This window comes from Nocardia puris (assembly GCF_003315035.1).
In the GTDB taxonomy this organism is placed as follows: Bacteria; Actinomycetota; Actinomycetes; order Mycobacteriales; family Mycobacteriaceae; genus Nocardia; species Nocardia puris.
This window is the reverse complement of record NZ_QNRE01000002.1, coordinates 465,398-490,201: the sequence shown is the minus strand read 5'-3', so window position 1 is coordinate 490,201 and position 24,804 is coordinate 465,398. Positions and strand designations below refer to the sequence as shown.

Sequence of the window (24,804 nt, the reverse complement as noted above, 5' to 3'; positions counted from 1 at the left end):
GATTGACATTGACGTCAACGTCAATCACGATGGTTCGCGTGACCTCCGCTTCCTGGTCCGTGCGCGGCGCGCGCGAACGCTCCCACACCGACCGGCACCGCGCCCTGCTCGACGCCGCCGCCGAGGTCTTCGTCGCGCGCGGCTACGCCGAGACCACCGTCGCCGCCATCACCGCCGCGGCCGGCGTCTCGCGCGCGACCCTCTACGTCTACTTCGCGTCCAAGGACGAGATCTTCCACGCCTTGGCCGCGCGGGTCCGCGACGATTTCCTCACCGCGCAGCAACCCGATCTCGACGGCGACGACCCCCGCGCCATGCTCCGCGCCACCATCGACGCCTACTCCACCTCCGCCCGCACCGCCGGTCCCCTGCTGCGCCTCATCGACGAACGGGGCGCCGTCGATCCCACCGTCGCCGCCCTGGCCCGCGAGATCTCCGAGCGCCCCCTCCACCGCTTCACCCGCTACCTCGAACGCCACCGGGCGGCGGGCACCCTCATCCCGGTCGCGGCCCCCCGCGTCGTCGCCGAGACCATCGGCTACTCACTCACCCGAGGAGCGCTCGACCGGCGCTCCGCCTCGGACGCCGAGTGGGACAACTACCTGAAAGACGTGTACGCGATCGCCGAAACCCTGGTCGGACTGCCGCCGAAGAGCTGAGAGCCGCAAGCCTTTCGGTGAGAGCGCGCCGGAACTCACGACCCGATCGCCGAACTCCGGATTCGCTCACACGGCAAGTGGCGGTGCGGCCGGGGCCGGCCGCTCGGGTGGCCGGTAGCCCCGCCACGCCCGAGCCAAACGGCGTGCGGCTTCGCGCAATTCGGCGGGATCGGCGACGAAGCTGATGCGGATGCGGTCGATGCTGCCGCCGGAAGCGTCGAGTCCGGCGCCCGGCAGGATCGCGACCCCGTGCCGCAGTGCGCGCTGGGCGAACGACGTACCGTCCCCGTACGGCAGCCGGATCCACAGGGTCTGGCCACCGGAAACCGCCGGGATCTCCCAGTCCGGCAGTCGCGTGGCCAGCTCGTTCACCAGCACGTCATGAGTTTCCTTGCGCTGCTGCGTGATCAGTCCGCGCAGCCCGTCCAGATCATCCAGCAGCCGCGCGGCCGCCAACTGGGCCGGGATGTCGCCGCCGAGGTCGTGCACGGCACGCGCTCGCGCCAACCGCGAGATCAACGCGACCGGTGCCCGCACCCAGCCGACACGCAGCCCGCCCCAGACGATCTTGCTGAGCGAGCCGACCGAAATCACCGACGGGTCGTAGTGCGCCAACGGCGGGGGTGGCGGCTCGGTGCCGGGGAAGGTGAGGTCGGCCAGCACCTCGTCGTCGATCAGGGCCACGCCGGACTTTCGCGCCGATTCCACCAGGAAGCGCCGGGCCGGTGCGGAAAGTACTGCGCCCGTGGGGTTCTGACATGTCGCGACGACGTAGGCGAGCGCCGCCGCGTCCACCTTGCCCAGGCCGACCGGGGCTGTCCGCGGCACCGCCCCGGCCTCCCGGAATGCCTCCAGGGCGCCGGGGTAGGTCGGTGCCTCGACCAGGACCCGGTCGCCGGGCCGCAGCAGCACGCGAGCCAGCAGCGACAGGGCTTGTTGCCCGCCGCCAGTCACGAGGATCTGCTCCGGATCGGTCGGCACACCACGGGCGCGGTACCGGTCGGCGATCGCGGTGCGCAACGGCAGATACCCGGTCGGGTGGTAGCCGATGTCGCCGTCCACGGCGGTGAGTTCGGGCAGGATTCGGCGATATGCCCGGGTGAGCTCGGGTGGCGGCGCGGTCGGCGCGGCGCAGGCCAGCGCGATGACCTCGGCGTCGGGCTCCAGCAACTGCAGGAAAGCCGGGGAATGGGTGCTCTCGCGAGCCGGGAGTGCTTCGGGCCCCGCGACCCGGGTGCCACTGCCCTGTCGGCGCACCACTCGACTCTCCGTGACGAGCAGATCGTAGGCGGCGACGACCGTACTACGCCCGACCGCAAGGGCTTTCGCCAACGCGCGGTCGGGCGGCAACAGCGTGCCCGCCCGAAGTTCTCCGTCATCGATCAGCGTGCGCAGGCGCCGCGCCAGTAGCAGATAGAGCGGGCCTCGGTCCGCTGACCAGCGACCGAGCCGGTCGGCGAGTTCCATTGGCCCCATAAGCAAACCAATTCTAGCCGATTGGCTCTGGGTCCACGACCCAGGCGGCGCGAGGATGAACCCATGAGCAAGATCTCCATCACCGATGTCATCGGCGATCTGACCGACCCCTGGCAGCCCCGAGACCTGGCCGTCGCCAACGACGCCGTGGTGCGCATCGCCCGCTTCCACGGCGCGTTCCCGTGGCACCATCACGACGAGGACGAGCTGTTCCTCTGCTGGAGCGGCACCTTCCGCCTCGAGCTCCAGGACCGCGAGTCGGTGACACTCGCCGCGGGCGAGATCTTCGTCGTACCCCGCGGTGTCGAGCATCGACCGGTGGCGGAGGATCCGGCGTATGGCGTGATGATCGAACGGCCCGAGACCAAGCAGTACGGCAACTGAGTTCGTGCGCTATCCGCCCTCCTGTGTGAGAAGGGTTCTCCTCCTCTTCGGCGAAGAAGAGGGCAATACCGGTACCGCACCGAAATTCGCATCGACGCGCCGCTGTCCACCATCCGGAACCTCCAGGCCGACGTGAAACGCCGGCCCGAATGGCAGCAGGCGGTCGCCACCATCGCCCGCCTGGACGACGGCCCGCTGCGCCCGGGTTCGCAATTCCGCATCCACGTCTGGGCCTTCACCGTGGTCGACGGCGGCGTCCTGGTGCGCACCGAGGAGAACTGGTCGGGCGCGCAGGTGGAGGCCGACGTCCCCACCTCCACCGCGTTCCTCGGCGCGGGCCTGGAAACCTGGCTGAAGGACCTGAAAGCCACCGCCGAGGCGCGGTCCTGAATCAGCCGCCCACTCGCGGATACCGGTCGCTGTCGAACACCTGCCCCGGCGCGACGTCCGGCGTCGGGTCGTAGTACTCGGCGCCGGCCTGCGGCCGGTACACCGCCTCGGCGTCCATGTAGACGGTGGTCAGCGAGATCCGCGTTTGATCGGTCGCGTTCACACCGGCCGAATGCACCAGGCGAGCGTCATGAAAGGTGCAGTCCCCTGCCCGCAGCGGCACCGTGACGCGCGGGAACCAGCGCAGCGAGGGCCGGGCCTGGAACGGGTCCTCGAACACCGACGGCACACCGTCGGGCCACTGGTGCGAGCCCGGCACGAACGTCATGCACCCGCGCTCCACCGGCACGTCCACCAGCGCGACCCACGCCGTCAGCGTGACCGGCGCGGAGTCGATGGGGAACGCGGGTGCGTCCGCGTGCGGCGGCGTCGGCGCCGAGCCGGACGTCTTCTTGCGCAACAACTCCGACTTGTACAGCCGCAGCGGCCGCCCCGCCAGCCGCGCCCCTATGCCGGTGATGCCCGGATGCAGCGCCAGCCGCCGCAACACCGGGCTCACCCGTTCGGGCTCCACCACCCAGTCCATGACATTGCCGTCCTCGGCGTCCCACGACGCCACGGACTGCGCGTCCAGCTGCGCCGTCGCCTCCGCCAGGAACTCCGCCACTTCGTCGGCGCTCAACACCCCGGGCACGTGCACGTACCCGTCCCGGCGATACCGCGCCACCACGTCCTCGGACACGTGCTCCACCGGCGTCTGCGCGTTTCCAGTCATGCTTCCACGCTAGGAGCCGGTTAGGACGCCCGGCTTCCTAACTGGAGAATCCCTTTCCGGCAACGCGAACGGCCCGCCGGAATCCGGCGGGCCGAGGCGGTCGGGACGAACTCAGGCGGAACGCGTGGCCGCCAGATCCTTCTTCCGCGCCCGCTTCGCGGTGAAGGTCAGCACCCCGTCTTCGATGGGGGCCTTCTCCAGCAGTGCGCGGTCGCGGAAGTAGTTGTTGATCACCTTCCACGGGCCGTTGGTGCCCTGGCGCGGCATCACGGCGTCGCCGCGCTTGATGTAGCCGGAGGTGAGCGCGCCGCCCATGAGCGAGTCGACGCCGCGGTCCTCGGGCCGGGCGGTCACCTCGAACTTGGTGAATCCCTTGTCGCGCATGCGGTTCAGCACCCGGCACAGGAACTTCGCGGCCAGATCGGCCTTCAGCGTCCAGGACGCGTTGGTGTAGCCGAGCACCATCATGAAGTTCGGCAGGCCGTCCAGCAGCGCGCCCTTGTAGACCACGCGGTCGCGCGTCACGACGGGCTCGCCGTCCACGGCCAGCGTCGCGCCGCCGAGCATCTGCACGGTCAGGCCGGTCGCGCTGATGACGATATCGGCCTCGAGCTCCTCGCCGGAGGCCAGCCGGATGCCGTTCTCGGTGAAGGTCTCGATGCGGTCGGTGACGATGGACGCCTTCCCGCTGCGCAGCACCTTGAACAGGTCACCGTTGGGCACCACGCAGAGGCGCTGGTCCCACGGATCGTAGGACGGCGTGAAGTGGCGCATGTCGATATCGGAACCCACCTGCAACCGCACCGCCGCGAGCAGCAGCTTCTTCGCCGCCTCCGGATTGGTGCGCGAGAGCTGGAAGCTGGCCCGCTGCAACGCGATATTGCGGGCCCGGCCCAGGCGGTAGGCGATCTTCGAGGGCACCTTCGCCACCTTCAGGCCCACCGCGACCGGGTCGTCGGCCGGCAGCGCGGTGATGTAGGTGGGCGAGCGCTGGAGCATCGTGACGTGCGCGGCGTCGGGGGCCATCGCCGGGATGAGCGTGATGGCGGTGGCGCCGCTGCCGATCACCACGACGCGCTTGCCGGTGTAGTCCAGATCCTCGGGCCAGTGCTGCGGGTGCACGATCCGCCCGCGGAAATCCGCTTCACCGGGGAATTCCGGGCGGTAGCCCTTGTCGTAGTCGTAGTAGCCGGTGCAGCCGACGACGAAGTTCGCGGTCCACACCTCGGTCTCGCCGGTGCCCTCGTCCAGCGCGGTGACCGTCCACAGTTCGTCCGCGGTGGACCACTCGACGGTGGTGACCTTGCGGCCGAACCGGATGTGCTCGGTGACTCCGTATTCGGCGGCCGTGTCCTCGACGTACTGGCGGATGTTGGGCCCGTCGGCCAGCACCTTGGTGCCGATCCAGGGGCGGAACCCGTAGCCGAAGGTGTACATGTCGGAGTCGGACCGGATGCCCGGGTACCGGAACAGGTCCCAGGTGCCGCCGATGGCGGTGCGGCGCTCCAGGATCGCGTAGCTGCGTCCGGTCCGCTCGCGCGTGAGGTGGCAGGCCATGCCGATTCCGGACAGGCCCGCGCCGATGATCAGTACGTCGACATGCCGCGTCATTGGGGTACTCGTTTCGTTCTGGTCCACCCGGCGCACTCGTCCGAGCGTATTGGCGAGATTACATGTTAATGGAAGTTACGCATAGGGCACCAATCGCCCCCGTCCCGGATTGAAACCACGGTGAGTACAACCCGTGACGGAGCCCGCGGCGCGCGTCAGGATCGACGGTCGGCCCCGCACCCCGGTCTCGTGAAGGAAGTGACGCCCGTATGAGCTTGTCGTTCCACTGGTTCCTGCCCACCTACGGCGATTCGCGGGGGCTCATCGCGGGCGGCCACGGCACCTTCATGTCCGGCGACCGCCCGGCCACCCTGCGCTACCTCAATCAGATCGGCGCGGCCGCCGAGGACAACGGTTTCGAGGCCGTGCTCACCCCCACCGGCGCGTGGTGCGAGGACGCCTGGCTCACCACTGCCATGATGGTCGAGACCACCGAGACGCTGAAGTTCCTCGTCGCGTTCCGCCCCGGCCTGGTCAGCCCCACCCTCGCCGCCCAGATGGCCGCCACCTACCAGCGGCACTCGCGCGGCAGGCTGCTGCTCAACGTCGTGACCGGCGGCGAACCCCATGAACAGCAGGCCTACGGCGACTTCCTCGACAAGACCCAGCGCTACGCCCGCACCGGTGAGTTCCTGCACGTGGTGCGCGCGCTGTGGGAGTCGGCCGAGCCGGTGAGCTTCGAGGGCGAGCACATCCGGGTGCAGGACGCGCTGCTGGCCAACCGTCCCGATCCGCTGCCGCCGGTGTTCTTCGGCGGCTCCTCCGAGGCCGCGGGCCCGGTGGCCGCCCGTTACGCCGACACCTACCTCACCTGGGGTGAGCCGCTGCTCGCGGTGAGCCGCAAGCTCGAGTGGATCCGCCGCCTCGCCGTCGACCACGGCCGCATCCTGGACTACGGCCTGCGCATCCACGTCATCTCCCGCGACACCTCCGAGGAGGCCTGGACCGAGGCCGACCGCCTGCTGCGCGGCATCGACCCCGCCGACATCGAGCGCGTGCAGGCCAACCTGGCCCGCAGCGAATCCGAGGGCCAGCGCCGCATGCAGGAGCTGCACGGCGGCAGCACCGACCGCCTCGAGATCGCGCCGAACCTGTGGGCCGGTGTGGGTCTGGTCCGCGGCGGCGCGGGCACGGCGCTGGTGGGTTCGCATCACGAGGTGGCCGAGCGGCTGATCGAGTACTCGCGCCTGGGCATCAAGCACTTCATCCTGTCGGGCTACCCGCACCTCGAGGAGGCGTACTGGTTCGGCGAGGGCGTGCTGCCGATCCTGGAGCGCAAGGGGCTGTGGCAGCACCCGAACCGCGCCGCAGCGGTGCGGGCCGCGACGCCGTTCGCGGCGTCGTCCTCCAGCTGACGCGACGGCAAACCCCCGGTTAACAGCCGGGAAGTCGCACCTACGACAATGGCTCTTCGGTCCCGACCGGGATCGGAGAGCCATTGTCGTAGCTGGGGCGCGTGACCCGCGCCCCGAGAGGAACCCGATGACCAGCCCGACAGCCCAGCGGTGGCGCCGCCGCACGCCCGACGATCTCGCGACACCGGCGGGCACCCTGCACCGGCGGCTCGGGCGGCTCGACCTCACCGCCATGGGCGTGGGCACCATCGTGGGCGCGGGCATCTTCGTCATCACCGGCGTCGCGGCCGCGGAGAAGGCGGGCCCGGCGATCGTGCTCTCCTTCGCGCTGGCCGGGCTGGTCTGCGTGCTGGTGGCGCTGTGCTACAGCGAGCTGGCCGCGATGACGCCGGTCTCCGGCAGCGCCTACACCTACACCTACGCGACGCTGGGCGAAGGACCCGCGTTCCTGGTGGGGTGGAACCTGCTGCTCGAATTCGTGATCGCCGGCGCGGCGGTGGCGATCGGCTGGTCGGGTACCACCGTGTCGGCGCTGGACTCGATCTTCGGGATCACGCTGCCGCACGCGATCACGGCGAGCCCGAGCGAGGGCGGGGTGGTGAACCTGCCCGCCGTGCTGATCATCGGCGCGATCGTGGCGGTGCTCGTCGGCGAAGTATCGCTCACCGCGCGCATCACCAAGGTGCTGGTCGCCGTGACCATCGGCGTGCTCGTCCTGGTGGTCGTGGTCGGCGCGCCGCATATCGACCCGGGCAATTGGACGCCCTACGCCCCGTTCGGGTGGAGCGGCGTGATCGGCGGCGCGGCGGTCGCGTTCTTCGCCTTCCTCGGCTTCGACGTGGTCGCCACCTCGGCGGAGGAGGCGCGCGACCCCAAGCGCGACATCCCGTTCGCCATCATCGGCACGGTCCTCGTCGCGACGGTGCTCTACGCGCTGGTCAGCGCCGTGCTCACCGGTGTGGCGCCATTCGAGTCGCTGAACAACGGCGCCCCCATCGCCACGGCGTTCGGCGCGCTCGACATCGGCTGGATCGGCACCGTCATCGTGGTCGCGTCGGTCGTCGCGCTCACCAAGGGCCTGCTGCTCATCGTCTACGCGCAGGTGCGGCTGAGCTTCGCCATGTGCCGCGACGGGCTGCTGCCGCGCTCGCTGGCCGCCACCGGCAAGAGCGCCACACCGGTCAAGCTCACCCTGGTGCTGGGCGTGTGCTGCGCGGCCATCGCCGGCCTGCTGCCCATCGACATCGTGGTCGAGCTGGTGAACATCGGGGCGCTGTCGGCGTTCGCGGTGGTGTGTGTCGGGGTGCTGGTGCTGCGCAAGATCGAACCCGGTCGCGAGCGGCCGTTCCGCACGCCGCTGGTGCCGCTGGTCCCGATCCTGGCGCTGCTGGGCTGCGCGCTGATGGCGTTGACGCTCGACGAGCTGACCTGGGTGCGGTTCGCGATCTGGGTGGCGATCGGCGTGGGCGTGTACTTCTGGTACGGGCGCAGGCATTCGGCGTTCGCGGAGGCGGAGACCGTGAAGGTGACGGACTGAGGCTGTTGTTGCACTCGATGCACGTTTGCGGCGAGTGCTTCTTGAGTCCTTGCCCTTGGGAGTGCTTCCCTGGTTCGGAACTTCCCGCAGGTCGAGCGGGGGAACTGTCGCGGACGAGCAAGGGCGCACGCGAGGTCTGACCCACCCCCGATTCGAGGCACTCGATGCCGAAAACCGGTGCGGGATGGCAGTTCTGCGCCATTCGGCATCGAGTGCATCGGCAGTTCCACGTGAATCAAGGCGTGCGACAGGGGTTTTCGCTCGCACCGTCACGCTCAGCGCGTGTACCGGTGCTTCACGCCGATCGGGAAATAGTCGGGGTCGCCCGCCGGGCGCAACTCGACGTGCGGGGTCCGGCGTTCGGCGGGCACATAGTTGGCGTATTCGCTGCTACGCGTGACCAATTCGTCTCGGATGCGCGTCGCGACGAGTGCGGTGCGGTCGGGTGTCGCGGACTCGCCGGGAGCGAGTTCGACGGTGATGCGGAGCATGCGGTCGCTGTCGGCGTTCTCCCAGGCTTCGAGCACGAACTTGCCCGTCACCCACTCGCTGATGTCCGGCCCTTCCAGCGCGATCGACACGGTCTCGGGGTAGACGTTGGCGCCGAAGATCGAGACCGCGTGCAGGGAGCGGCCGAAGACGTAGACGAACGGCAGGTCCGGTCCTGTGTCGTCGTCCGGGTCGAATCCGTAGGCGCGGCAGTACTCCACCATGCGCTCGTTCGGGATGACGCCGCCGTCGTCGGCGATGTGGTACCGGATCAGTGGCACACCGGTGTCGGCGGTGAATACCAGTGTGCCGTCGACGGTTTCGAAGTACCGGTCCGCCGGGTTGTACTGCATCAGCGTGGGCAGGCGCTCACCGCCGAACAGTTCGCGCGCGCAGCGCGGATGCTGCGCCAGGAACCGGCGGATGCGCACGCTCAGCGGTGTCTCGTTGCCCAGCACGCCGCCGTCGGCGGTGCCGTACAGGGCGGCCACGTCGTGGACCGGGTCCAGCCCGGCGCGCACGCCCATCAGGTCGCGCCACTGTTCGCTGAACACCTCCCCCGCGCACACCAGCTTCACCGCGTAGGACTTCCAGTCGACACCCTCGCGCAGGCCGGTGTCGATCACGTCCTTGAGGAACGGCGGATACCCGAACAGCACCACCTGATCGAAGTGCGCGCCCAATTCCGGTACCACACGCAGGATCTCGGCCTTGTTATTGCCGGGCGCGACGACCGTCATGGACAGCTCCCCGGCCAGTCCGCGCAGGCACGACAGCGTGTAGAGCCCGCCGACCCAGGTGCCGAGCGGGAAGCACACCACGGCCAGCGTGCGCCGGTGGGTGGCGTCGAAGCCGTGCACCAGGACCTGCGTGAAGCGGCGGGTGGCGGCCGCTTCGTCCTCGGAGGTGCGCGGCCAGTACGTGGGTGTGCCGGTGGAGCCCGACGACACCGCGATCACGTCGCATTCGGTGAGGTCGCCGCCGCGACAGCGGTCGGGCAGCGGGTAGCGATGGTGGTAGTTCTCCTTCGTGATCAGCGGCAGCCGCGCGAAGCCCGCCGCGTCGGTCACCGCGTCCGCGTCCACCCCTTCGGCGTCCAGGAACGCGCGGTAGGCGGGCACGGACGCCGCCGTACGGCGGAACAACGTCACGAGCCGGTGCTGCAGATCCGAATCCATCTCCGGGGAGGCCCTTCCGCGAGACAAACCTGCGTCGCGGTCCAACGTACCGCCGCGCGAGGCGGTCTCGACGGCGATCGGCACGGATCGCGCGCCTCGAATTCCGCGGGGGTGTGACGGTGAACACACCGCGAATCCTGGGCATACGCAGGGCAACTCAACGATACCCGGCGAGGCGGTGGGCAAACCTGACGGCCGGTTAGAGTCGAGGTCGTGACCTGGACCGTCGGCTTCGACCTCGACATGACCCTGATCGACTCCCGCCCCGGGGTCTCCCGCGCCATCGACCTGGTCGCCGCCGAGTTCGGGCTCCCGCTGCGCGGCGCGGATCTCGCCGAACACCTCGGTCCCCCGCTGGGTATGCTCCTCGCCCGCTTCGGCACGCCCGAGGACCTGGTTCCCGCCGTGATCACCCGCTACCGCGAGCTGTATCCGAGCATCGTCGCCGACATCCCCGCCATGCCCGGCGCCGCCGACGCGCTCGCTGCCGTCAGCGCCCGCGGCGGGCGCGTGCTGGTGGTCACCGGCAAGCACGAACCGCACGCCCGCCTGCACCTCGACGAACTCGGCTTCCAGGTCGACCACCTCGCCGGTGACCTCTGGTCCACCGACAAGGCCGACGCCCTGCGCACCCACGGCGCCGACATCTACGTCGGCGACCACGTCGGCGACATCCACGGCGCCCTCGCCGCGGGCGCACTAGCCGTCGGCGTCCCCACCGGCCCCTGCACCGCAGGCGAACTGCGCACCGCCGGCGCCCACACCATCCTCCCCACCCTCACCGCCTTCCCCACCTGGCTCACCGAATACGCCGCCGCGTAGTCGCGTTCGGGCGCGTTAACACGCTGTCGGCCATCACTTTCCGGGGCTGTCGCCCCCCGGTGCTCGCGCGCTGCCATCGTCGTGGTGCTTGGGGAAGCCACTGGTTCGTATCTCGATAGGGGAGGTCATTCGAATGAGGATGCGAAAGGTCGTTGAGTCCGACACCGCCTACTACCGGCACTGCGGTGACAGCACTGTGCTCGTGCGGGTCGAGTACAGCTGGATCGTCGGCGGGGGTGACCATCACTTCTGCGCCGGACCGTGGACGGTCTCGGTGCTCGGCCACGAGGCCCACGTCGACTACGCGGTCGCCATCGCCACCTGCTGAGTTCGATCGCTGAACGATTCCGTCCCCGCACGCCGCGTGGTGGGACGGAACCGTTTCAGGCGGAGAGTTCGGCGAGGACGCTGAAGTGGAGGGCGTCGGCGTCGGCGAGGAAGACGGGTTGGGTGGTGTGGGCGCCGCGGACGCGGACTTCGCCGCGCGGGCCGCCGTAGCTGACGTGGTGGGCGTGGCGTTCGATGTCGCGCAGGTCGAGGCTGCGGGCGGCTTCGGCGAGGGAGGCGAACAGGAGCAGGCCTTCGTAGCAGGATTCGCCGATATTGTTCAGGGCCGGGGCGAAGGTGCCGAAGCGGCGGGTGTAGCGGCTGCCGAAGTCCATGCCTTCCGGGGAGACGACGCTCTCGAAGTAGCCGGAGGCGGTGTAGAGGCCGCGGGTGCTCTCGGCGCCGCCCGCGTACAGCACGTCCTCGCCGATCATCATGCTCAGCCGGATGCGCCGCTCGTCCAGCCCGGCCCGCGCGAACGCCCGGTTGAACGCGGCGCAGTCCGCCCCGACCATGAACAGCAGCACGCCCTGCGCCGAGGACTCGCGCACCATGTCCAGCGCCGCGCCGAAATCCCGCCCGCCCAGCGGCACGTACGACTCACCGACGACGTCGATCCCACCGCCCCACGCGAACTCCCTTGTCACGCGGGCGGTTTCCCGAGGCCACACGTAGTCGTTGCCGACCACGCACCACCGCGTGATCCCGAGTTCGGACCGCAGCCACCGCAGCGCCGGGAACAGCTGCTGGTCGGGCGTCTCCCCCACCATGTACACGCCGTCGGAGTCCTCGCCGCCTTCGTAGAACGTGGTGTACACGTACGGCACGCGCCCCGCCGTCACGGGCGTCACCACTTTGCGGGCGTTGGACAGGTGCCACCCGACCACGCCGTCCACCCGCCCGGTGCGCACCAGCCGATCGATCTCGGCGGCCACGGTGGGCAGGGGCGCGCCCGCGTCCACCGGGTGCAATCGCACGGGACGGTCCAGAATCCCGCCGGCCGCGTTGATGTCCTCCACCGCCAGCGTGGCGCACGCCTCGGTCGACGGCCCGAACAACCCCGCGGGCCCGCTCGACGGAATGAGCAGCGCGATATCGACGGTCTCCCGTCCCCGCGAGCGCGCCACCGGCCTCACCACCGCACTTCGTCCGCCCGTTCGCGGGCTCCCACCTGGTCCCATTCGGACCATAGCACCGACTACGGACCGGCGACCCCGTCGTACACCACACCGTGGGACCACTGCCTCCGGTCACGCCCGAGCGGATCGACGCCGACTTCTCCCGAGCGATTCGTCCGCGCGGCGCGGGCCGGATACCAGCAGACCGACCAGCGCCGCGAACCGGATTCGTCCGTGCGGGCGCACCGGATCCGGGCGAGCTGGAGGTGATCCAACAACCCGATTCGTCCGCGCGGGCAAGCTACCACCGAGACGACTCCGCGCCGCCCGAATTCGCGCCAGGCCTGCGCGTGCCGGTAATTCATGGCACCTACACAACCGGGCGGGAACCCAGGCGAAACGCGGCGACCCCGGTCCCGGATCGGTCGGACCTCAGGCGGTCGCTGCGACTTCCGACACCCGAACGTCCGGCCGATGCTTCCGGATCGCGTCCACGATCCGCGACAGCGGCGCGTCGACGGATGCGAGCGGAATCGAGGTGAGCGTCGCGAGCGCCGCCTCGGGATCGGGATGGCGCAGCACGATGTCCACGCCCGGCTCCCCCGCCCGCCGCACGCGCACGTGGTCGACGGTCTCCCACGCGACCCGGCCGAACGCGCGATGCTCGACCCACCGATCGGTCACCACCAGGTCGGGCCGGTTCCGCACCGTCCCCCAGGCGAATTCGACCGCCGAGCCGGCGAACACGACCGCGCCCACCACGCCTGCGATCACCGCCGCCCCGCTCGCGACCGCGATCCCGCAGATCGCCGCGACCACCAGGCACACCGCCGCCACCCGCAGACCCGTCCAGGTCGAACGGAACACGGTGGCCCGCCGGGACGCCCCCTTTCGCACACTCACGCCGCGAATGGTAGTCGCCCGCACCGGGTTCCGCTGCGACCGGTCGATCCCGGATCGGTGGATCCGGTTGTTCCCCACTGCATTTCGCCGGACTTCTCGCACACCCGCCTTCCGTCGCTTGACGCCACCGGTTCCCCACCCCTATGGTTCATTACATCAGTAATGAACCACTGAAGTGGCGCGAGCCGCGATGAGAATCCTTTGGAGTGCCGTGTTCGACAACCGGAGTCCGATCTATCAGCAGATCGCCGACCAGATACGCACCGACGTACTCCACGGGACGCTGCAGGAGGGCGGCCAGATCATGTCCACCAACCAGTACGCCGAGATGTTCCGGATCAACCCGGCCACCGCGGCGAAGGCTTTCCAGGAGCTGGTCACCGAGGGGGTCATCTACAAGCGCCGCGGGGTCGGCATGTTCGTCGCGTCCGGCGCGCGCGAGCAGCTGGCCGAGCAGCGGCGGGCGCGGTTCTTCGCGGAGGTCGTGGACCCGATGATCACCGAGGCGGCCGCGCTCGGCATACCCGTGGACCAGGTCATCGCCCACATCCGGGGCGACGAGGGAGGAGAACGGTGAGCACGCTCGAAGTCGACGGGGTGACCCTGCGCTACCCGGACAACGACGAAAACGCCCTGAACGACGTCACTTTCACGCTGCGGGGTCCCGGAATCCACGGTGTGCTCGGCCGCAACGGCGCGGGCAAGTCGAGCCTGCTGTCGGTGGCCGCCGCGTTCCGCAAGCCCGACGCGGGCGAGGTGCGCGTCGACGGCGCGCCGATCTACGAGAACCAAGCCGTCACCGAGCGCGTATGCCTGATCCGGGGCGGCGGCGATTCGGTGACGAACAACTGGCCCGAAGACCGCATCGCGGACGCCTTCGACGTGGCCGCCCTGTTCCGCCCGCACTGGTCGGCCGCCTACGCCGACGAGCTGCTGGCGAAGTTCGGCCTGAAAGAGTTCCGCCGCAAGCACATCGGCTCGCTGTCCAAGGGCCAGCGCTCCCAGGTGGGCGCGATCCTCGGACTCGCCTCCCGCGCACCGGTCACCATCTTCGACGAGTGCACGGCCGGTATGGACGCGCCCGCCCGCAGGCTCTTCTACGACGAGGTCCTGCGCGACTACGCCGAACATCCGCGACTGATCGTGCTGGCGTCGCACCTGATCGACGAACTCGCGCCACTGCTCGAGGACGTCGTCATCCTGCACGAGGGCCGGGTCCTGCTGCACGAGCAGGCCGAAGCGCTGCGCGGGCGCGGCGCGACCATCACCGGCCCGGCCGAGCGCGTCGACGCCGCCACCGACGGGCTGATCGTGCTGCACAGCCAGCGCCTCGGGCCGACCGCGCGGGTCACCGTGCTCGCCCACGAGGCCGACCGGCAGGCGGCGCAGCGCGCGGGACTCATGGTGGAACCCGTTGCCCTGCAAGAACTCTTCGTCCATCTCACGACCTCGGAAGGGGCCCTTCGATGACCAGGTACCCGGTGTTGCGGCACCTCTGGCGCAGTGCGGGAATCGTCTGGCTCTGGGCGGGCCTGCTGGTGTTCATGCTCGCGGTGACGTTCGTGGTGAGCCTGTTCCGCGATATCGAGATCAGCGGGTGGGGCGCGGCCGTGTACATCGCCCCGTGGTACATGCTCGCGATGGGCATCTACCTCACCACGGTGAACGTCCCGCTGTACGTGACGCACGGCGTCACCAGGCGCACCGTGATCACGCAGGCGTTCGTGTACGCGGTGGCCCTGGCGCTCACCGGCGCGGCGCTGATCGTGGCCGGCTTCCTGATCGAGCGCGGCGTGTACAGCGTGCTGGACTGGCCGCAGAAGCTCGGCGACGACGCCACCGGCCTGTTCACCTCCGCCGACCAGTACGGCTGGATCTTCCTCGGCTTCCTGCTGAGCTTCGCCCTGTTCTTCGCGGTCGGCGCGGCCATCGGCGCCGCCTTCTACCGCAAGGCGTGGGGCGGGCTCGGCGGCCTCGTCGCGATCGTGGCCGGCCTGGCGCTGATCACCCCGGCCTCGATCGCGGGCGCGGCGAGCGTCCCGCCGAGCGGGCTCACCGATCTCATCGCCGAGGACTGGGCCACACCGGTCATCCTGGCGACCTGCGCGGTCGCGGTCTGCGCGGCCACGGCGCTGGCCTGGAGTCTGGTGCGCGACATCCCCGTCCGTAGCGAAACCACCTGACCCACGGGAAGATTGTGCCCGCGCCTCGAAAGGGGCGCGGGCACAACCGCTTTCCTCGGGATCTAGGCCGCCTTGTACTTGCGCAGGTATTCCCCCGTCAGCGACGACGGATGCTCGAGCAACTCCGCGGGGGTGCCGGTGAAGACGATCTCGCCGCCGTTCTTGCCGCCGTCCGGACCGAGATCGATCACCCAGTCGGAGTGCGCGACCACGTCCAGGTTGTGTTCGATCACCACGACCGTGTTGCCCCGGTCCACGAGCCCGTCCATCAGTGCGAGCAGCGTGTCCACATCCGACATGTGCAGCCCCGTGGTCGGCTCGTCCAGGACGTACACCGAGCCCGTGTTCTGCAGCTGCGTCGCGAGCTTGATCCGCTGACGCTCACCACCCGAGAGCGTGCTCATCGCCTGGCCCAGGCTCAGGTATTCGAGCCCGACCTCGTTCATGGTGCGCAGCTTGGCGCTGAGCCCCTTCTCCGGGAAGAACGCCAGCGCCTCCTCCGCCGAGAGCTCGAGCACGTCGGCGATCGACTTCCCGCGCAGCGTGTGGGCCAGCACCTCGTCGGAGAACCGCCGCCCGTCGCAGGAATCGCAGTGCGTGGTGACCGGATCCATGTAGGCGATCTCGGTGATGAGCACGCCGCGGCCCCCGCACATCGCGCACGCGCCGTCGGAATTGAAGCTGAACAGTCCCGGTGAGGTGCCCGACGCCTTGGCGAAGAGTTTGCGGATCGGGTCCATCAGGCCCAGGTAGGTGGCGGGCGTCGAGCGCGACGACGCGCCGATCGGCGACTGGTCCACGAAGATCGCCTCGGGATGCTCGCGCACGAACACGTCCCGGATCAGGCTGCTCTTGCCCGATCCCGCCACACCCGTGATGGAGGTGAGCACGCCGGTCGGGATGCCGACCGACACGTCCTTCAGGTTGTGCACCGACGCGTTCTCGATGCGCAGCTCGCCGGTTGCGGCGCGAAAGCTGTTCTTGACGGCGAACTTTCGCCGCAGACCCGCACCCGTCGGGGTGTCGGCCGCGCGGAGGTCGGCGAACGTGCCCTGGAACACGACCTGCCCGCCGTGCACACCGGCGCGCGGGCCGACGTCGACGATGTGGTCGGCGATCTGGATGACGTCCGGATCGTGTTCCACCACCAGCACCGTGTTGCCCTTGTCGCGCAAGGCTTTCAGCAGATCGTTCAGCCTGCCCACATCGCGCGGGTGCAGGCCGACGCTGGGTTCGTCGAAGATGTAGGTCATCCCGATCAGCGTGCTGGACAGGTGCTTGACCATCTTCAACCGCTGGCCCTCACCGCCCGACAGCGTGGACGTGGCGCGGTCCAGGCTGAGGTAGCCCAGGCCGATGTCGGCGACCCGCCGCAGCGCGGTGCGGATGGCGTCGGCCAGGCCGAGCGCGGCCGGGTCGGTGACCTCGTCGAGCACCTCGAGCAGATCGGTGATCTGCAGGCTCGACCAGTCCGCGATGGTGCGTCCGTCGATCTCGGTGGCCAGCGCCGCCGCGTTCAGCCGCGCGCCGCCGCAGCTCCCGCACACGCCCTCGGTGAGGAACCGCTGGATCTGCTGACGGGTCTTCTCGGTCAACCCCGAGGTGTCGCGCTGGAGCTTGGTGCGGGTGAATTTCGCCGCCAGCCCTTCGTAATTCGCCTTCCAACTGCCCGTTGGGAAGACGAGTTCGACCTTGCCGCCGGAGCCGTGGAGGAATTCCGCCCACTCCGCCTCGGTGTAGTCGGCGAGTTTCTTGTCCGGATCGAAGCGTCCCGAGGCGCCGTACATCTGCCATTCCCCGCTGCCCACCGCGTAGCCCGGCAGCAGGATGGCGCCCTCGTTGAGCGACTTCGTGCGGTCGACGAGCCGGTCCGGGTCGGCGCGCACGCTCACGCCCAGCCCGTCGCAGTCCGGGCACATGCCCTGCGGCACGTTGAACGAATAGTGGTACACCGCACCGGCCGACGGGCTGCCGAACCGCGCGAACATGGCCCGCACCATCGAGTAGATGTCGGTCATGGTGCCCACCGTGGAACGCGGCCCGCCGCCGACCGGCTGCTGATCGATGATCACCGGCGCGGTCAGGTTCTCGATGGCCTCCGCGTGCGGCCGCTCGTAGCGCGGGAGGAAGTTGAGGATGAAGGCGGGAAACGTCGCGTACAGCTGGCGCTGCGACTCGACCGCGATGGTGTCGAACACGATCGAGGACTTCCCGGACCCGGACACGCCGGTGAACACGGTGATCCTGTTCTTGGGGATCTCCAGCGACACGTCGCGGAGATTGTGCTCACCGGCCCCGAGTATTCGGATGACGTCGGTGGCGGGGGATGCGAGGGCAGACATGCCGACCACCATGCCACCACGGGACCCCCGAGCACCCACTGCGTAGTGATGCAAATCACATTACGACAGGTGCATGGAAAACTCCCGGCGCCGACGCGTGGAACGCCCCGGACGGCGCGCCGCAAGCTGTTCCGGGGCCACCGCGACAGACTCGAAACAGCTTGCGGCACAGGCTCTTCGAGTACGAGCAGTGCCGGGGCGCGGCCGTTCAGCGGAGGCGTTCGAGGATCGGGCCGAAGGCATCGATGCTGTCCTCGAGCACGGTGATGTAGGTGATGCCGAAGCGGTCGCGCAGGTCGCGGAGGCGGTCGGCGGCCTCATCGGGGGAACCGATGAGCAGGGTGGGGATCTCTTCGGGGGTGTCGACCAGTTCCGGCGGCAGGGAGGGGCGGAACGCCTCGGCGAGCGCGGGCCATTCCGACGGATCGATCACCCGCTGGATGAGCAGGTTGAGCTCGACCTCGCCCGCGCGGGCGCCGAGCAAGCCGTCGACGTAGGCGACGCGTTCGGCCAGCACGTCGGGTCCCGCCAGCACCACCGGGCCGCCCTTGCGCGACCCGCCACCGGCGAACGCGACGATGTCGGCCCGCTCGGCCGCGAGCTTCAGCAGCCGGTCACCCCAGGCCCGCCAGCAGCACGGGCGGGCCCGCCTGCGCCGCCGGGCGTGGCTGGTACTCGGGGTCGGCGAACAGGCGGCGCAGGGTGGCCACCGCCTCCTCGAGCCGCCCGACCCGCTTGCCGCCGCTCTCGAACGGGATCGCGGCGGCCTCGAATTCGGCCTCCACGTAGCCCGCGCCCAAGCCCAGTTCCAGCCGCCCGCCGGTGAGCTGGTCCACCGACGCCACGTCGCGCGCCAGCAGCGCCGGGTTGTAGAACGGCGCGTTGAGCACGAATGTGTTGAGCCGCACCCGCTCGGTGGCCTATCCGGACCGTCGCGCCACATGCGTTGGCGGCCTACCGAGGGCCGCACGCGATTCAGCACTGGGTGAACAACCCCGCCGCCACCAGCAACGCCAGCACCGCGCCCGCGGCGGGCACCGGACGGCGCAGCGTCCGCGTGATCAGCTCCCGAACCGGCACACGCTCGCGCGGCGCGCCGTCGGCCGGGCGGTTCCGGCCTCGGAACCGTCGGCGCAGGAAGGCGACGATCGTCACCACCAGGGTCGCGATCAACACGGCGAACTCCTCACGCCCGCACGGGTTTCGGTGCGGCGGATGCCCCACGGGGCGCCTTCACCACACCGACGTTGATCAAGCTCTCCGCCGTGTCCACCACGGAGTCGCGCACCGACCGCATGCTCCACCCGAGTTCCCGCTGCGCCTTCCCCGCGCTCACCGTCTCCACCCGGCCCAGCGTGGGCACGACCAGCCGAACTCCCTTGTCGAACACCGCGAGTCCCCGGATCAGCCAGTCCGGCAGCACCCTGGTGGGCACCCGGAATCCGCGCGGGTTGTACTCCTCGGCCAGGATGCGGGCGATCTCCGCCATCCACAGCGGTTCGCCCGCGAGGATGTAGCGGTTGCCCGGCGCCACCGGCGATTCCATCGCCAGCCGGTGCGCCACCGCGAGATCGCGCACGTCCACCGGGGCCCAGCCGGTGTTGACCGAACCGGGCACCGCGCGATTGAGCAACCGCAGGATCGGTTCGTGCGACGTGCTGGTCTCCGCCGACAGCACCGGACCGAGGATCATGCCCGGGTTCACCGCGACCAACTCCAGGCTCCGGTCGGCGGGCAGCGAGTGCGCGAAGTCCCAGGCGGCCCGTTCGGCGAGGGTCTTGCTCTTCTGATAGGCCGGAACCTTGTCCACCACAGACCAATGCGCCTCCGTGCGCACTTCATCGCGGTCGTGCCCGTGGGCGACGGCGGCGATCGAGGAGGTCAGGACCACCCGCCGCACCCCCGCGTCGGCGGCAGCGCGGAGCACTCGCAGCGTGCCCTGGACGGCGGGTTCGACCAGTTCGCGGTCCTCGCGCGGCGGCGTGGACGGGAACGGCGAGGCGACGTGCACGACGAACGCGCACCCGTCGACCGCGGCGGCCCACCCCGCGTCGGAGCCCAGATCGGCGGCGACGAATTCGACGCCCCGGCCTTCCAGGTGGGCGCGTTTGGCCGTCGCGGACAGATCGCGCACCGTCGCGCGGACCGCGTAGTCGTGGTCGAGAAGTTCGGCGATGACGTGTCCGGCGACGAATCCCGTTGCGCCGGTGACGAGTACCCGTGTGCTCATGTGCTCACCCGTTTCGATGGGGAATGACCGGCGCCTATCTGAGCGCCGCTCAGATCATCTAAGCACCGCATAGATAGCTTGTCCAGTGGCGTCGCATACGCTCGGAGGGTGAAGCGGACCAGATACCACCACGGCGCCCTGCGGGACGCGCTGATGGAGGCGTGCCTGCGCCTGATCGAGACCGAGGGCATCGCGGCGGTCAGCCTGCGCCGGGTGGCCAGGGAGGCGGGCGTGAGCACCGCGGCGCCCTACCACCATTTCGCCGACCGCTCGGCGCTGCTCGCGGCGCTGTCCACGCAGGGGTACCAGTTACTCGCCGCCGAACTGGGCGCCGCCCGCGACGCGTCCACCGGCTCCCCCATCGAGACGCTGCAAGCGCTCGCGGCCGCCTACGTCCGCTTCTCGCGGGAACACCAGGCCCAGTTCCGCCTGATGTTCCGGCCCGAGCTCTCCCAGCCCGAGAAGCACCCCGACACCATGGCGGCCGGCGACGCCGCCTTCGCGATCCTCACCGACGCCATCGCCGACTGCGTCGCCGCGGGCCAGCTGCCCGCCGACAAGGCCGATCTGCTCGGCATCACCTGGTGGAGCATCGGCCACGGCCTGGCCTCGCTCTGGCTCGACGGCCACCTCGACAAGCGCAGCGCCCAATACGGCATCGACACCCCCGACCTCGTCGCAGGCACCCTGGCGACACTCGCCTCCCTCATCGCCCGGTGAGCACGGAGCGCTGTCCTACAGTGGGTGTCGCTTCACACGGCACGGCCGCATGTCCTGTTCGACCACGCGAGAGGGAGGCTCAGATGTCCGATCAGCAGCTCGATCCTACGGTGCGGGAGTTCGTCGACGCGGTGAACGCCGGCGACCGCGCTCGGTTCCGCGCCGTCCTCACCGACGATGCCACCATGTCCGACGACGGTGTGGAGCGCGACCTAGCGCAGTGGACCGACTCGGAGATCTTCGACAGCGACGGCCGGATGACCATCGAGTCGGTGACCGACGGCGGCACCGCATTCGTCGCCGACTACGCCAATTCCCGGTGGGGTTCGATGCGCACGGCGTGGCGGTTCGAGCTGCGCGACGGCAAGGTGCGCCGATTCGAGACCGGACAGGCGTGAAAGCCCTTGCCGCGCGACCGTTGATCTTGACATCCTGACCCGGTGTTCGACGCGCCCCGGTACGGCTCCGGTTCCCTGGCCGATCTGCTCCCGTCCGTCCTGGCCGGTCTGGGGGTGCCCGACGAGATCGACCGGCTCGGCCTCGGCCTGTCCGCGCGCCGGGTGTGCGTGCTGCTGATCGACGGTCTGGGCGCGGAGGCGCTGGCCGCGAACGCCGATGTCGCGCCGTTCCTTTCGAGCCTGCCCGACCATCCGCTCACCGCGGGGTTCCCCAGTACCACGGCCACGTCGATCGCGTCGCTGGGCGTGGGTGTGCCCTCGGGCGAGCACGGCATCGTCGGCTATCTCATGCGCGTGCCCGGCTACGACCACCCGGTCAATTCCCTGGCGTGGCAGCTGCACGGCGACGCCGCCAAACGCGATCTGCGCACCGAACTGGTGCCGGAACAGTTCCAGCCGTTGCCCACCGCCTTCGAGCGCGCCGCCCGCGCCGGGGTGTCCACCGCGCAGGTGGCGCCGATGCTCCAGGCCGGGTCGGGACTGACCCGAGCGGTGTTGCGCGGCTGCGATTTCCGCCCCGGGTTCTCGGTGGGCGATCTGGTCGACGGCGTCACCACCGCCCTCGGCGCGGGCGAGCGCTCCCTCGTCTACGCCTACCACGCCGACCTGGACACCACCGGTCACGTGCGCGGACCCTCGTCCTCCGCGTGGCGGCTCGAACTCGCCCACGTCGACGGGATCGCCGCGAGCATCGCCGAACACCTCCCGCCCGACGCCGCCCTGCTGGTCACCGCCGACCACGGCATGGTGCAGCTCACCGGCACCGTCGATTTCGACACCGTCCCGGCACTGTCCGAGGGCGTGGATCTGCTCGCCGGCGAACCCCGCGCCCGCCACGTCTTCACCCGCGACGGCGCCACCGGCGAAGTGGCCGCCGCGTGGCGCGAGACCCTCGGCGCCGACTTCGCGGTCCTGACCCGCGCGGAGGCGATCGACCTCGGCTGGTTCGGCCCGACCGTCACGCCGACGGTCGCCGAGCGGATCGGCGATCTGGTGGTGGCCGCACGCGGCACCCGCGGCGTGATCCGCAGCGGCGCCGAACCTTTGCTGTCCTCCATGCCCGGCCACCACGGGTCGCTGACCCCGGCGGAGCTGAACATCCCGCTGCGCGTGCACGCCGCCTGATCGACACGCCGAGCGCGGGAGCCCGGCCGTCACCGGCGTGTCCTACCCTCGACAGTGTTCGGCGGCCGACCCGTCCGACGCGACCAGGAGGAAGTACATGAACGCCACCCTGACACGGACCGGCCTCGGCGTGGCGGCCGTCGCGCTGGTACTGGCGGGCTGCACCGACATCGAACGCGCGCTGAACAAGGGCGGCGACACCCCGTGCAGCGAGTACGTCACCCAGGACCCCGACACCAAGCGCACCACCATCACCAAGTTCGTCAAGGAGCAGACCGGCGACGACCGCGAACCGGCGGGCACGGTCGTGGACGCGACCATCATCTCCGCCGACCTGCTGTGCGCCACCCAGATGAACGCCGACACCCCCATCAAGAACGCCGACGTGGCGGGCATCTTCATGAACAAGTGAGACTCGGCAATACAGAACTCAGCGCGGCGGGTGGCTCGCCAGCCAGTCCGCGCCGCGCTTGTGCGAGGCCCGCGCCAGCCAGGCGTCCTGGATGATCTCGGTCAGCTCCCCCACCGAGATCTCCCCGAGGCGGGAGGCCCGCACCAGCACCGACAGGTGCCCGTCGAAGTGGGGAGTGGTGAAGAACGGCGACTCCGGATCCTGCACCAGCGCCAGCTTGTCCGACTCCGAGGGCACCCAGACGACGATCACGTCCTCGTACCGCTCCCCGGTGTCCGGATCGACGGCGTCGGGCCGCGGATTCCGGAAGAACACGAACGATTTCCCGCCGACCTGGTAGACCGCGTTGCCCTTCGGCCCCGGCACCTGCGTGACGTGCGGCATCGCCCGCGCGATGGCGTGCACGTCCGCGACCCGGGCCGGTCGATCCCGCCTCCGCATACCAGCCAGTATGAACCCCGGCCCGTGCGCGATGCAGGAAGCGCGGCTCGGCCGAATTCACCGGCGGACGACAACGGCCCGGCCGGAACCCCGGCCGGGCCGATTCGTTCGACGCGGGTCAGCGCCCCGGCAGGAACCGCAGGCTGCGCGCGACCGTCATGAGGAACCGCTGCCACTTCTCGTGCGGCACGAGCGGGGGCGGGTCGAGGTTCAGGAACCGGGTGACCACCACGGTCTGCGGCTCGGTGAACTTCAGCAGGCCGTCGGGGCCGTGCCTGCGCCCGACGCCGGAGATGCCCATGCCGCCCATCGGCGCGCCGGTGGTGCCCCACGCGGGCGCGTAGCCCTCGTCGACGCACACGGTGCCGGCGTGCAGTCGCTGCGCGATCGCCTCGCCCTCGGACTTGGTGCGCGCCCACACGCTGGCGTTCAGGCCGTACTCGGTGTCGTTGGCGAGCCGGATGGCGTCCTCGACGGAGTCGACCGGGTAGATCGAGACCAGCGGGCCGAAGGTCTCCTCGCGGCCGCACTCCATCTCGTCGGTCACGTCGGCGAGCACGGTCGGCTCGTAGAACAGCGGGCCCAGATCGGGACGCGCCTTGCCGCCGGCCAGCACCGTCGCACCCTTGGACGTGGCGTCGGCGACGTGCTTGGTGACGGTCTCGAGCTGCGATTCCGAGATCAGGCTGCCGATATCGGCCGAGTAGTCGTAGGCCGCACCGAGTTTCGCGGTCTGCACCGCGGTGACGAACTTGGCGGTGAACTCCTCGGCCACCGCCTTCTCCACGTACAGGCGCTCGATCGAGATACACAGCTGCCCGGCGTTGGAGAAACAGGCGCGCACCGCGGCCTTGGCCGCCTTGTTCAGGTTCGCGCCGCGCGTGACGATCATCGGATTCTTGCCACCCAGTTCGGCGGAGAAGCCGATGAGCCTGCGCCCGCACTGTTCGGCCAGCGTGCGGCCGGTGGCCGAGGACCCGGTGAACATCATGTAGTCGCACTCGTCCACGATCGCGGTGCCGACCACGGCGCCCGGTCCGGGCACCACCGCGAGCAGGTCGCGGGGCAGGCCGGCCCGGTAGAGCAGTTCGGCGGCGGCCAACGCGGAGTACGGGGTCTGGCTGTCGGGCTTGACCACTACCGCATTGCCGGCGAGCAGTGCGGGGATCGAGTCGCCGATGGACAGCACCATCGGGTAGTTCCACGGCGCGATCACGCCGACCACGCCCTTGGGCTGGGTGCGCACCGAGGCGCGGTTCAACACCGGGAACGCGCCGGGCACGCTGTGCGGCTCGAGCAGTTTCGACGCGACGCGCGCGAAGTAGCGCGCCGCGAACATCATGCCCATGATCTCTTCCTGGGCCGCCCAGCGCGCCTTGCCGGTCTCGGCCTGGATGACGTCCATGAGCGCCTCGCGCTCATCGATGATCAGGGTGCGGAACCGGTCGAACACCGCGCAGCGCTCGCCGGCGGGGCGCGCGGCCCAGCGCGCCTGCGCCGCCCTGGCCTTGGTGAACGCCGCGGCCACGTCCTGCGCGTCGCCGACGGGCACCGTGCCGAGAGGTGTGCCGGTGAACGTCTCGGCGATCGTCTTGCGCGGGCGGGCGGCGGGGTCCTCGATCGCGGCGAGCGCGCTCAGGCGGTCGAAGACTCCGGCTTCGGGCGCGGGCATCCTTGCCTCCTACTTGTGGGTAACCACGGATTACACACAATCTACGCCGCCGCTGCCCTCCCCCGCATTCGGTTCGGCGTTCACGCGCACAGCGGTCGTTTCAGATGTCCCGCGGCGGGGCATGCCGCGAGGTAGCGCGGGTCGCGCTGTCCCATTCGGTGGCGAAACGCGAATTGACCTGCCGGGCACAGAAATTC

The 24,804-nt window shown here is 70.0% G+C and carries 27 protein-coding genes; 14 read left to right on the top strand and 13 right to left on the bottom strand.

Features of this window, described 5'->3' with window-relative positions; genetic code table 11:
• Window positions 1-38 precede the first annotated feature (38 nt).
• Window positions 39-659 (top strand): TetR/AcrR family transcriptional regulator, encoded by a 621-nt coding sequence (locus DFR74_RS37605; protein ID WP_170160716.1) that lies wholly within the window; start codon window positions 39-41, stop codon window positions 657-659.
• Window positions 660-725: 66 nt separating this feature from the next.
• Here the strand turns inward: DFR74_RS37605 and DFR74_RS07860 are convergent, their stop codons facing one another.
• Window positions 726-2,135, bottom strand: a complete 1,410-nt coding sequence (locus tag DFR74_RS07860) for an aminotransferase-like domain-containing protein (RefSeq protein ID WP_067501501.1) — start codon at window positions 2,133-2,135, stop codon at window positions 726-728.
• A gap of 63 nt (window positions 2,136-2,198) precedes the next feature.
• Between DFR74_RS07860 and DFR74_RS07855 the strand changes: the two genes are divergently transcribed.
• Together DFR74_RS07855 and DFR74_RS07850 are read left to right on the top strand one after the other, a co-directional pair.
• Window positions 2,199-2,519, top strand: a complete 321-nt coding sequence (locus DFR74_RS07855; RefSeq protein WP_067501504.1) for a cupin domain-containing protein — start codon at window positions 2,199-2,201, stop codon at window positions 2,517-2,519.
• Between the two features lie 132 nt (window positions 2,520-2,651).
• Window positions 2,652-2,909 (top strand): SRPBCC family protein, encoded by a 258-nt coding sequence (locus tag DFR74_RS07850; protein ID WP_067501507.1) that lies wholly within the window; start codon window positions 2,652-2,654, stop codon window positions 2,907-2,909.
• Between the two features lies 1 nt (window position 2,910).
• On the opposite strand, the gene DFR74_RS07845 is transcribed toward DFR74_RS07850, so the two are convergent.
• Together DFR74_RS07845 and DFR74_RS07840 are read right to left on the bottom strand one after the other, a co-directional pair.
• Window positions 2,911-3,684, bottom strand: a complete 774-nt coding sequence (locus DFR74_RS07845; protein ID WP_067501510.1) for a phytanoyl-CoA dioxygenase family protein — start codon at window positions 3,682-3,684, stop codon at window positions 2,911-2,913.
• Window positions 3,685-3,795: 111 nt separating this feature from the next.
• Window positions 3,796-5,295 carry a flavin-containing monooxygenase gene (locus DFR74_RS07840; RefSeq protein WP_067501513.1) on the bottom strand — a complete coding sequence of 500 codons (1,500 nt, stop codon included), beginning with the start codon at window positions 5,293-5,295 and terminating at the stop codon, window positions 3,796-3,798.
• A gap of 209 nt (window positions 5,296-5,504) precedes the next feature.
• Between DFR74_RS07840 and DFR74_RS07835 the strand changes: the two genes are divergently transcribed.
• Together DFR74_RS07835 and DFR74_RS07830 are read left to right on the top strand one after the other, a co-directional pair.
• Entirely contained in the window at window positions 5,505-6,650 is a 1,146-nt protein-coding gene (locus tag DFR74_RS07835) for an LLM class flavin-dependent oxidoreductase (RefSeq protein ID WP_067501516.1), read from the top strand.
• A gap of 127 nt (window positions 6,651-6,777) precedes the next feature.
• Window positions 6,778-8,187, top strand: a complete 1,410-nt coding sequence (locus tag DFR74_RS07830; protein ID WP_067501518.1) for an amino acid permease — start codon at window positions 6,778-6,780, stop codon at window positions 8,185-8,187.
• 275 nt (window positions 8,188-8,462) lie between these two features.
• Here DFR74_RS07830 and DFR74_RS07825 read toward each other — a convergent pair whose 3' ends face one another.
• Window positions 8,463-9,854 carry a phenylacetate--CoA ligase family protein gene (locus tag DFR74_RS07825; RefSeq protein ID WP_147265760.1) on the bottom strand — a complete coding sequence of 464 codons (1,392 nt, stop codon included), beginning with the start codon at window positions 9,852-9,854 and terminating at the stop codon, window positions 8,463-8,465.
• A gap of 213 nt (window positions 9,855-10,067) precedes the next feature.
• On the opposite strand from DFR74_RS07825, the gene DFR74_RS07820 reads away from it, so the two are divergent.
• Both DFR74_RS07820 and DFR74_RS07815 read left to right on the top strand, forming a co-directional pair.
• A complete protein-coding gene (locus DFR74_RS07820) occupies window positions 10,068-10,676 on the top strand; it encodes an HAD family hydrolase (protein ID WP_113975003.1) in 609 nt (202 codons plus the stop codon).
• Between the two features lie 139 nt (window positions 10,677-10,815).
• Complete coding sequence (locus DFR74_RS07815) at window positions 10,816-11,004, top strand: DUF6355 family natural product biosynthesis protein (RefSeq protein WP_067501522.1); 189 nt, start codon at window positions 10,816-10,818, stop codon at window positions 11,002-11,004.
• Between the two features lie 55 nt (window positions 11,005-11,059).
• Here DFR74_RS07815 and DFR74_RS07810 read toward each other — a convergent pair whose 3' ends face one another.
• Both DFR74_RS07810 and DFR74_RS07800 read right to left on the bottom strand, forming a co-directional pair.
• Complete coding sequence (locus DFR74_RS07810) at window positions 11,060-12,130, bottom strand: substrate-binding domain-containing protein (RefSeq protein WP_232331576.1); 1,071 nt, start codon at window positions 12,128-12,130, stop codon at window positions 11,060-11,062.
• A gap of 423 nt (window positions 12,131-12,553) precedes the next feature.
• Window positions 12,554-13,024, bottom strand: coding sequence for a hypothetical protein (locus tag DFR74_RS07800; protein ID WP_147265758.1), 471 nt, complete (start codon window positions 13,022-13,024; stop codon window positions 12,554-12,556).
• A 211-nt stretch (window positions 13,025-13,235) separates the two neighbouring features.
• On the opposite strand from DFR74_RS07800, the gene DFR74_RS07795 reads away from it, so the two are divergent.
• From DFR74_RS07795 to DFR74_RS07785, 3 genes are read left to right on the top strand one after another with little or no spacing between them, the layout of a single operon-like run.
• Window positions 13,236-13,601: a GntR family transcriptional regulator gene (locus DFR74_RS07795; RefSeq protein WP_067501531.1), complete on the top strand. Its 366-nt coding sequence runs from the start codon at window positions 13,236-13,238 to the stop codon at window positions 13,599-13,601.
• Window positions 13,598-14,494, top strand: coding sequence for an ATP-binding cassette domain-containing protein (locus DFR74_RS07790; RefSeq protein ID WP_067501534.1), 897 nt, complete (start codon window positions 13,598-13,600; stop codon window positions 14,492-14,494). The genes DFR74_RS07795 and DFR74_RS07790 overlap by 4 nt, the downstream gene beginning before the upstream one ends.
• A complete protein-coding gene (locus DFR74_RS07785) occupies window positions 14,491-15,207 on the top strand; it encodes a hypothetical protein (protein WP_113975002.1) in 717 nt (238 codons plus the stop codon). The genes DFR74_RS07790 and DFR74_RS07785 overlap by 4 nt, the downstream gene beginning before the upstream one ends.
• 62 nt (window positions 15,208-15,269) lie before the next feature.
• Here DFR74_RS07785 and DFR74_RS07780 read toward each other — a convergent pair whose 3' ends face one another.
• The 5 genes from DFR74_RS07780 to DFR74_RS07765 form a co-directional block, all read right to left on the bottom strand.
• Complete coding sequence (locus DFR74_RS07780) at window positions 15,270-17,549, bottom strand: ATP-binding cassette domain-containing protein (protein WP_067502111.1); 2,280 nt, start codon at window positions 17,547-17,549, stop codon at window positions 15,270-15,272.
• A 208-nt stretch (window positions 17,550-17,757) separates the two neighbouring features.
• Window positions 17,758-18,087: an LLM class oxidoreductase gene (locus DFR74_RS37020; protein ID WP_067501540.1), complete on the bottom strand. Its 330-nt coding sequence runs from the start codon at window positions 18,085-18,087 to the stop codon at window positions 17,758-17,760.
• A gap of 76 nt (window positions 18,088-18,163) precedes the next feature.
• Window positions 18,164-18,457, bottom strand: coding sequence for an LLM class flavin-dependent oxidoreductase (locus DFR74_RS37015; protein ID WP_067501543.1), 294 nt, complete (start codon window positions 18,455-18,457; stop codon window positions 18,164-18,166).
• Between the two features lie 67 nt (window positions 18,458-18,524).
• Complete coding sequence (locus tag DFR74_RS07770) at window positions 18,525-18,725, bottom strand: hypothetical protein (protein WP_067501545.1); 201 nt, start codon at window positions 18,723-18,725, stop codon at window positions 18,525-18,527.
• 10 nt (window positions 18,726-18,735) lie between these two features.
• Window positions 18,736-19,779 (bottom strand): NAD-dependent epimerase/dehydratase family protein, encoded by a 1,044-nt coding sequence (locus DFR74_RS07765; RefSeq protein WP_067501548.1) that lies wholly within the window; start codon window positions 19,777-19,779, stop codon window positions 18,736-18,738.
• A 108-nt stretch (window positions 19,780-19,887) separates the two neighbouring features.
• Here DFR74_RS07765 and DFR74_RS07760 point away from each other — a divergent pair, with 108 nt between their 5' ends.
• The 4 genes from DFR74_RS07760 (at window position 19,888) to DFR74_RS07745 (ending at window position 22,494) form a co-directional block, all read left to right on the top strand.
• Window positions 19,888-20,499 (top strand): TetR/AcrR family transcriptional regulator, encoded by a 612-nt coding sequence (locus DFR74_RS07760; RefSeq protein ID WP_067501551.1) that lies wholly within the window; start codon window positions 19,888-19,890, stop codon window positions 20,497-20,499.
• 83 nt (window positions 20,500-20,582) lie between these two features.
• On the top strand, window positions 20,583-20,897 hold the full coding sequence (locus tag DFR74_RS07755; RefSeq protein WP_067501554.1) for a nuclear transport factor 2 family protein: 315 nt from the start codon (window positions 20,583-20,585) through the stop codon (window positions 20,895-20,897).
• 42 nt (window positions 20,898-20,939) lie between these two features.
• On the top strand, window positions 20,940-22,082 hold the full coding sequence (locus DFR74_RS07750; protein WP_067501557.1) for an alkaline phosphatase family protein: 1,143 nt from the start codon (window positions 20,940-20,942) through the stop codon (window positions 22,080-22,082).
• A gap of 97 nt (window positions 22,083-22,179) precedes the next feature.
• Window positions 22,180-22,494, top strand: coding sequence for a hypothetical protein (locus tag DFR74_RS07745; protein WP_067501560.1), 315 nt, complete (start codon window positions 22,180-22,182; stop codon window positions 22,492-22,494).
• Window positions 22,495-22,512: 18 nt separating this feature from the next.
• Here DFR74_RS07745 and DFR74_RS07740 read toward each other — a convergent pair whose 3' ends face one another.
• Window positions 22,513-22,935, bottom strand: coding sequence for an MmcQ/YjbR family DNA-binding protein (locus DFR74_RS07740; RefSeq protein ID WP_067501563.1), 423 nt, complete (start codon window positions 22,933-22,935; stop codon window positions 22,513-22,515).
• Between the two features lie 118 nt (window positions 22,936-23,053).
• Window positions 23,054-24,607, bottom strand: coding sequence for a succinic semialdehyde dehydrogenase (locus DFR74_RS07735; protein WP_067501566.1), 1,554 nt, complete (start codon window positions 24,605-24,607; stop codon window positions 23,054-23,056).
• Between the last annotated feature and the right edge of the window lie 197 nt (window positions 24,608-24,804).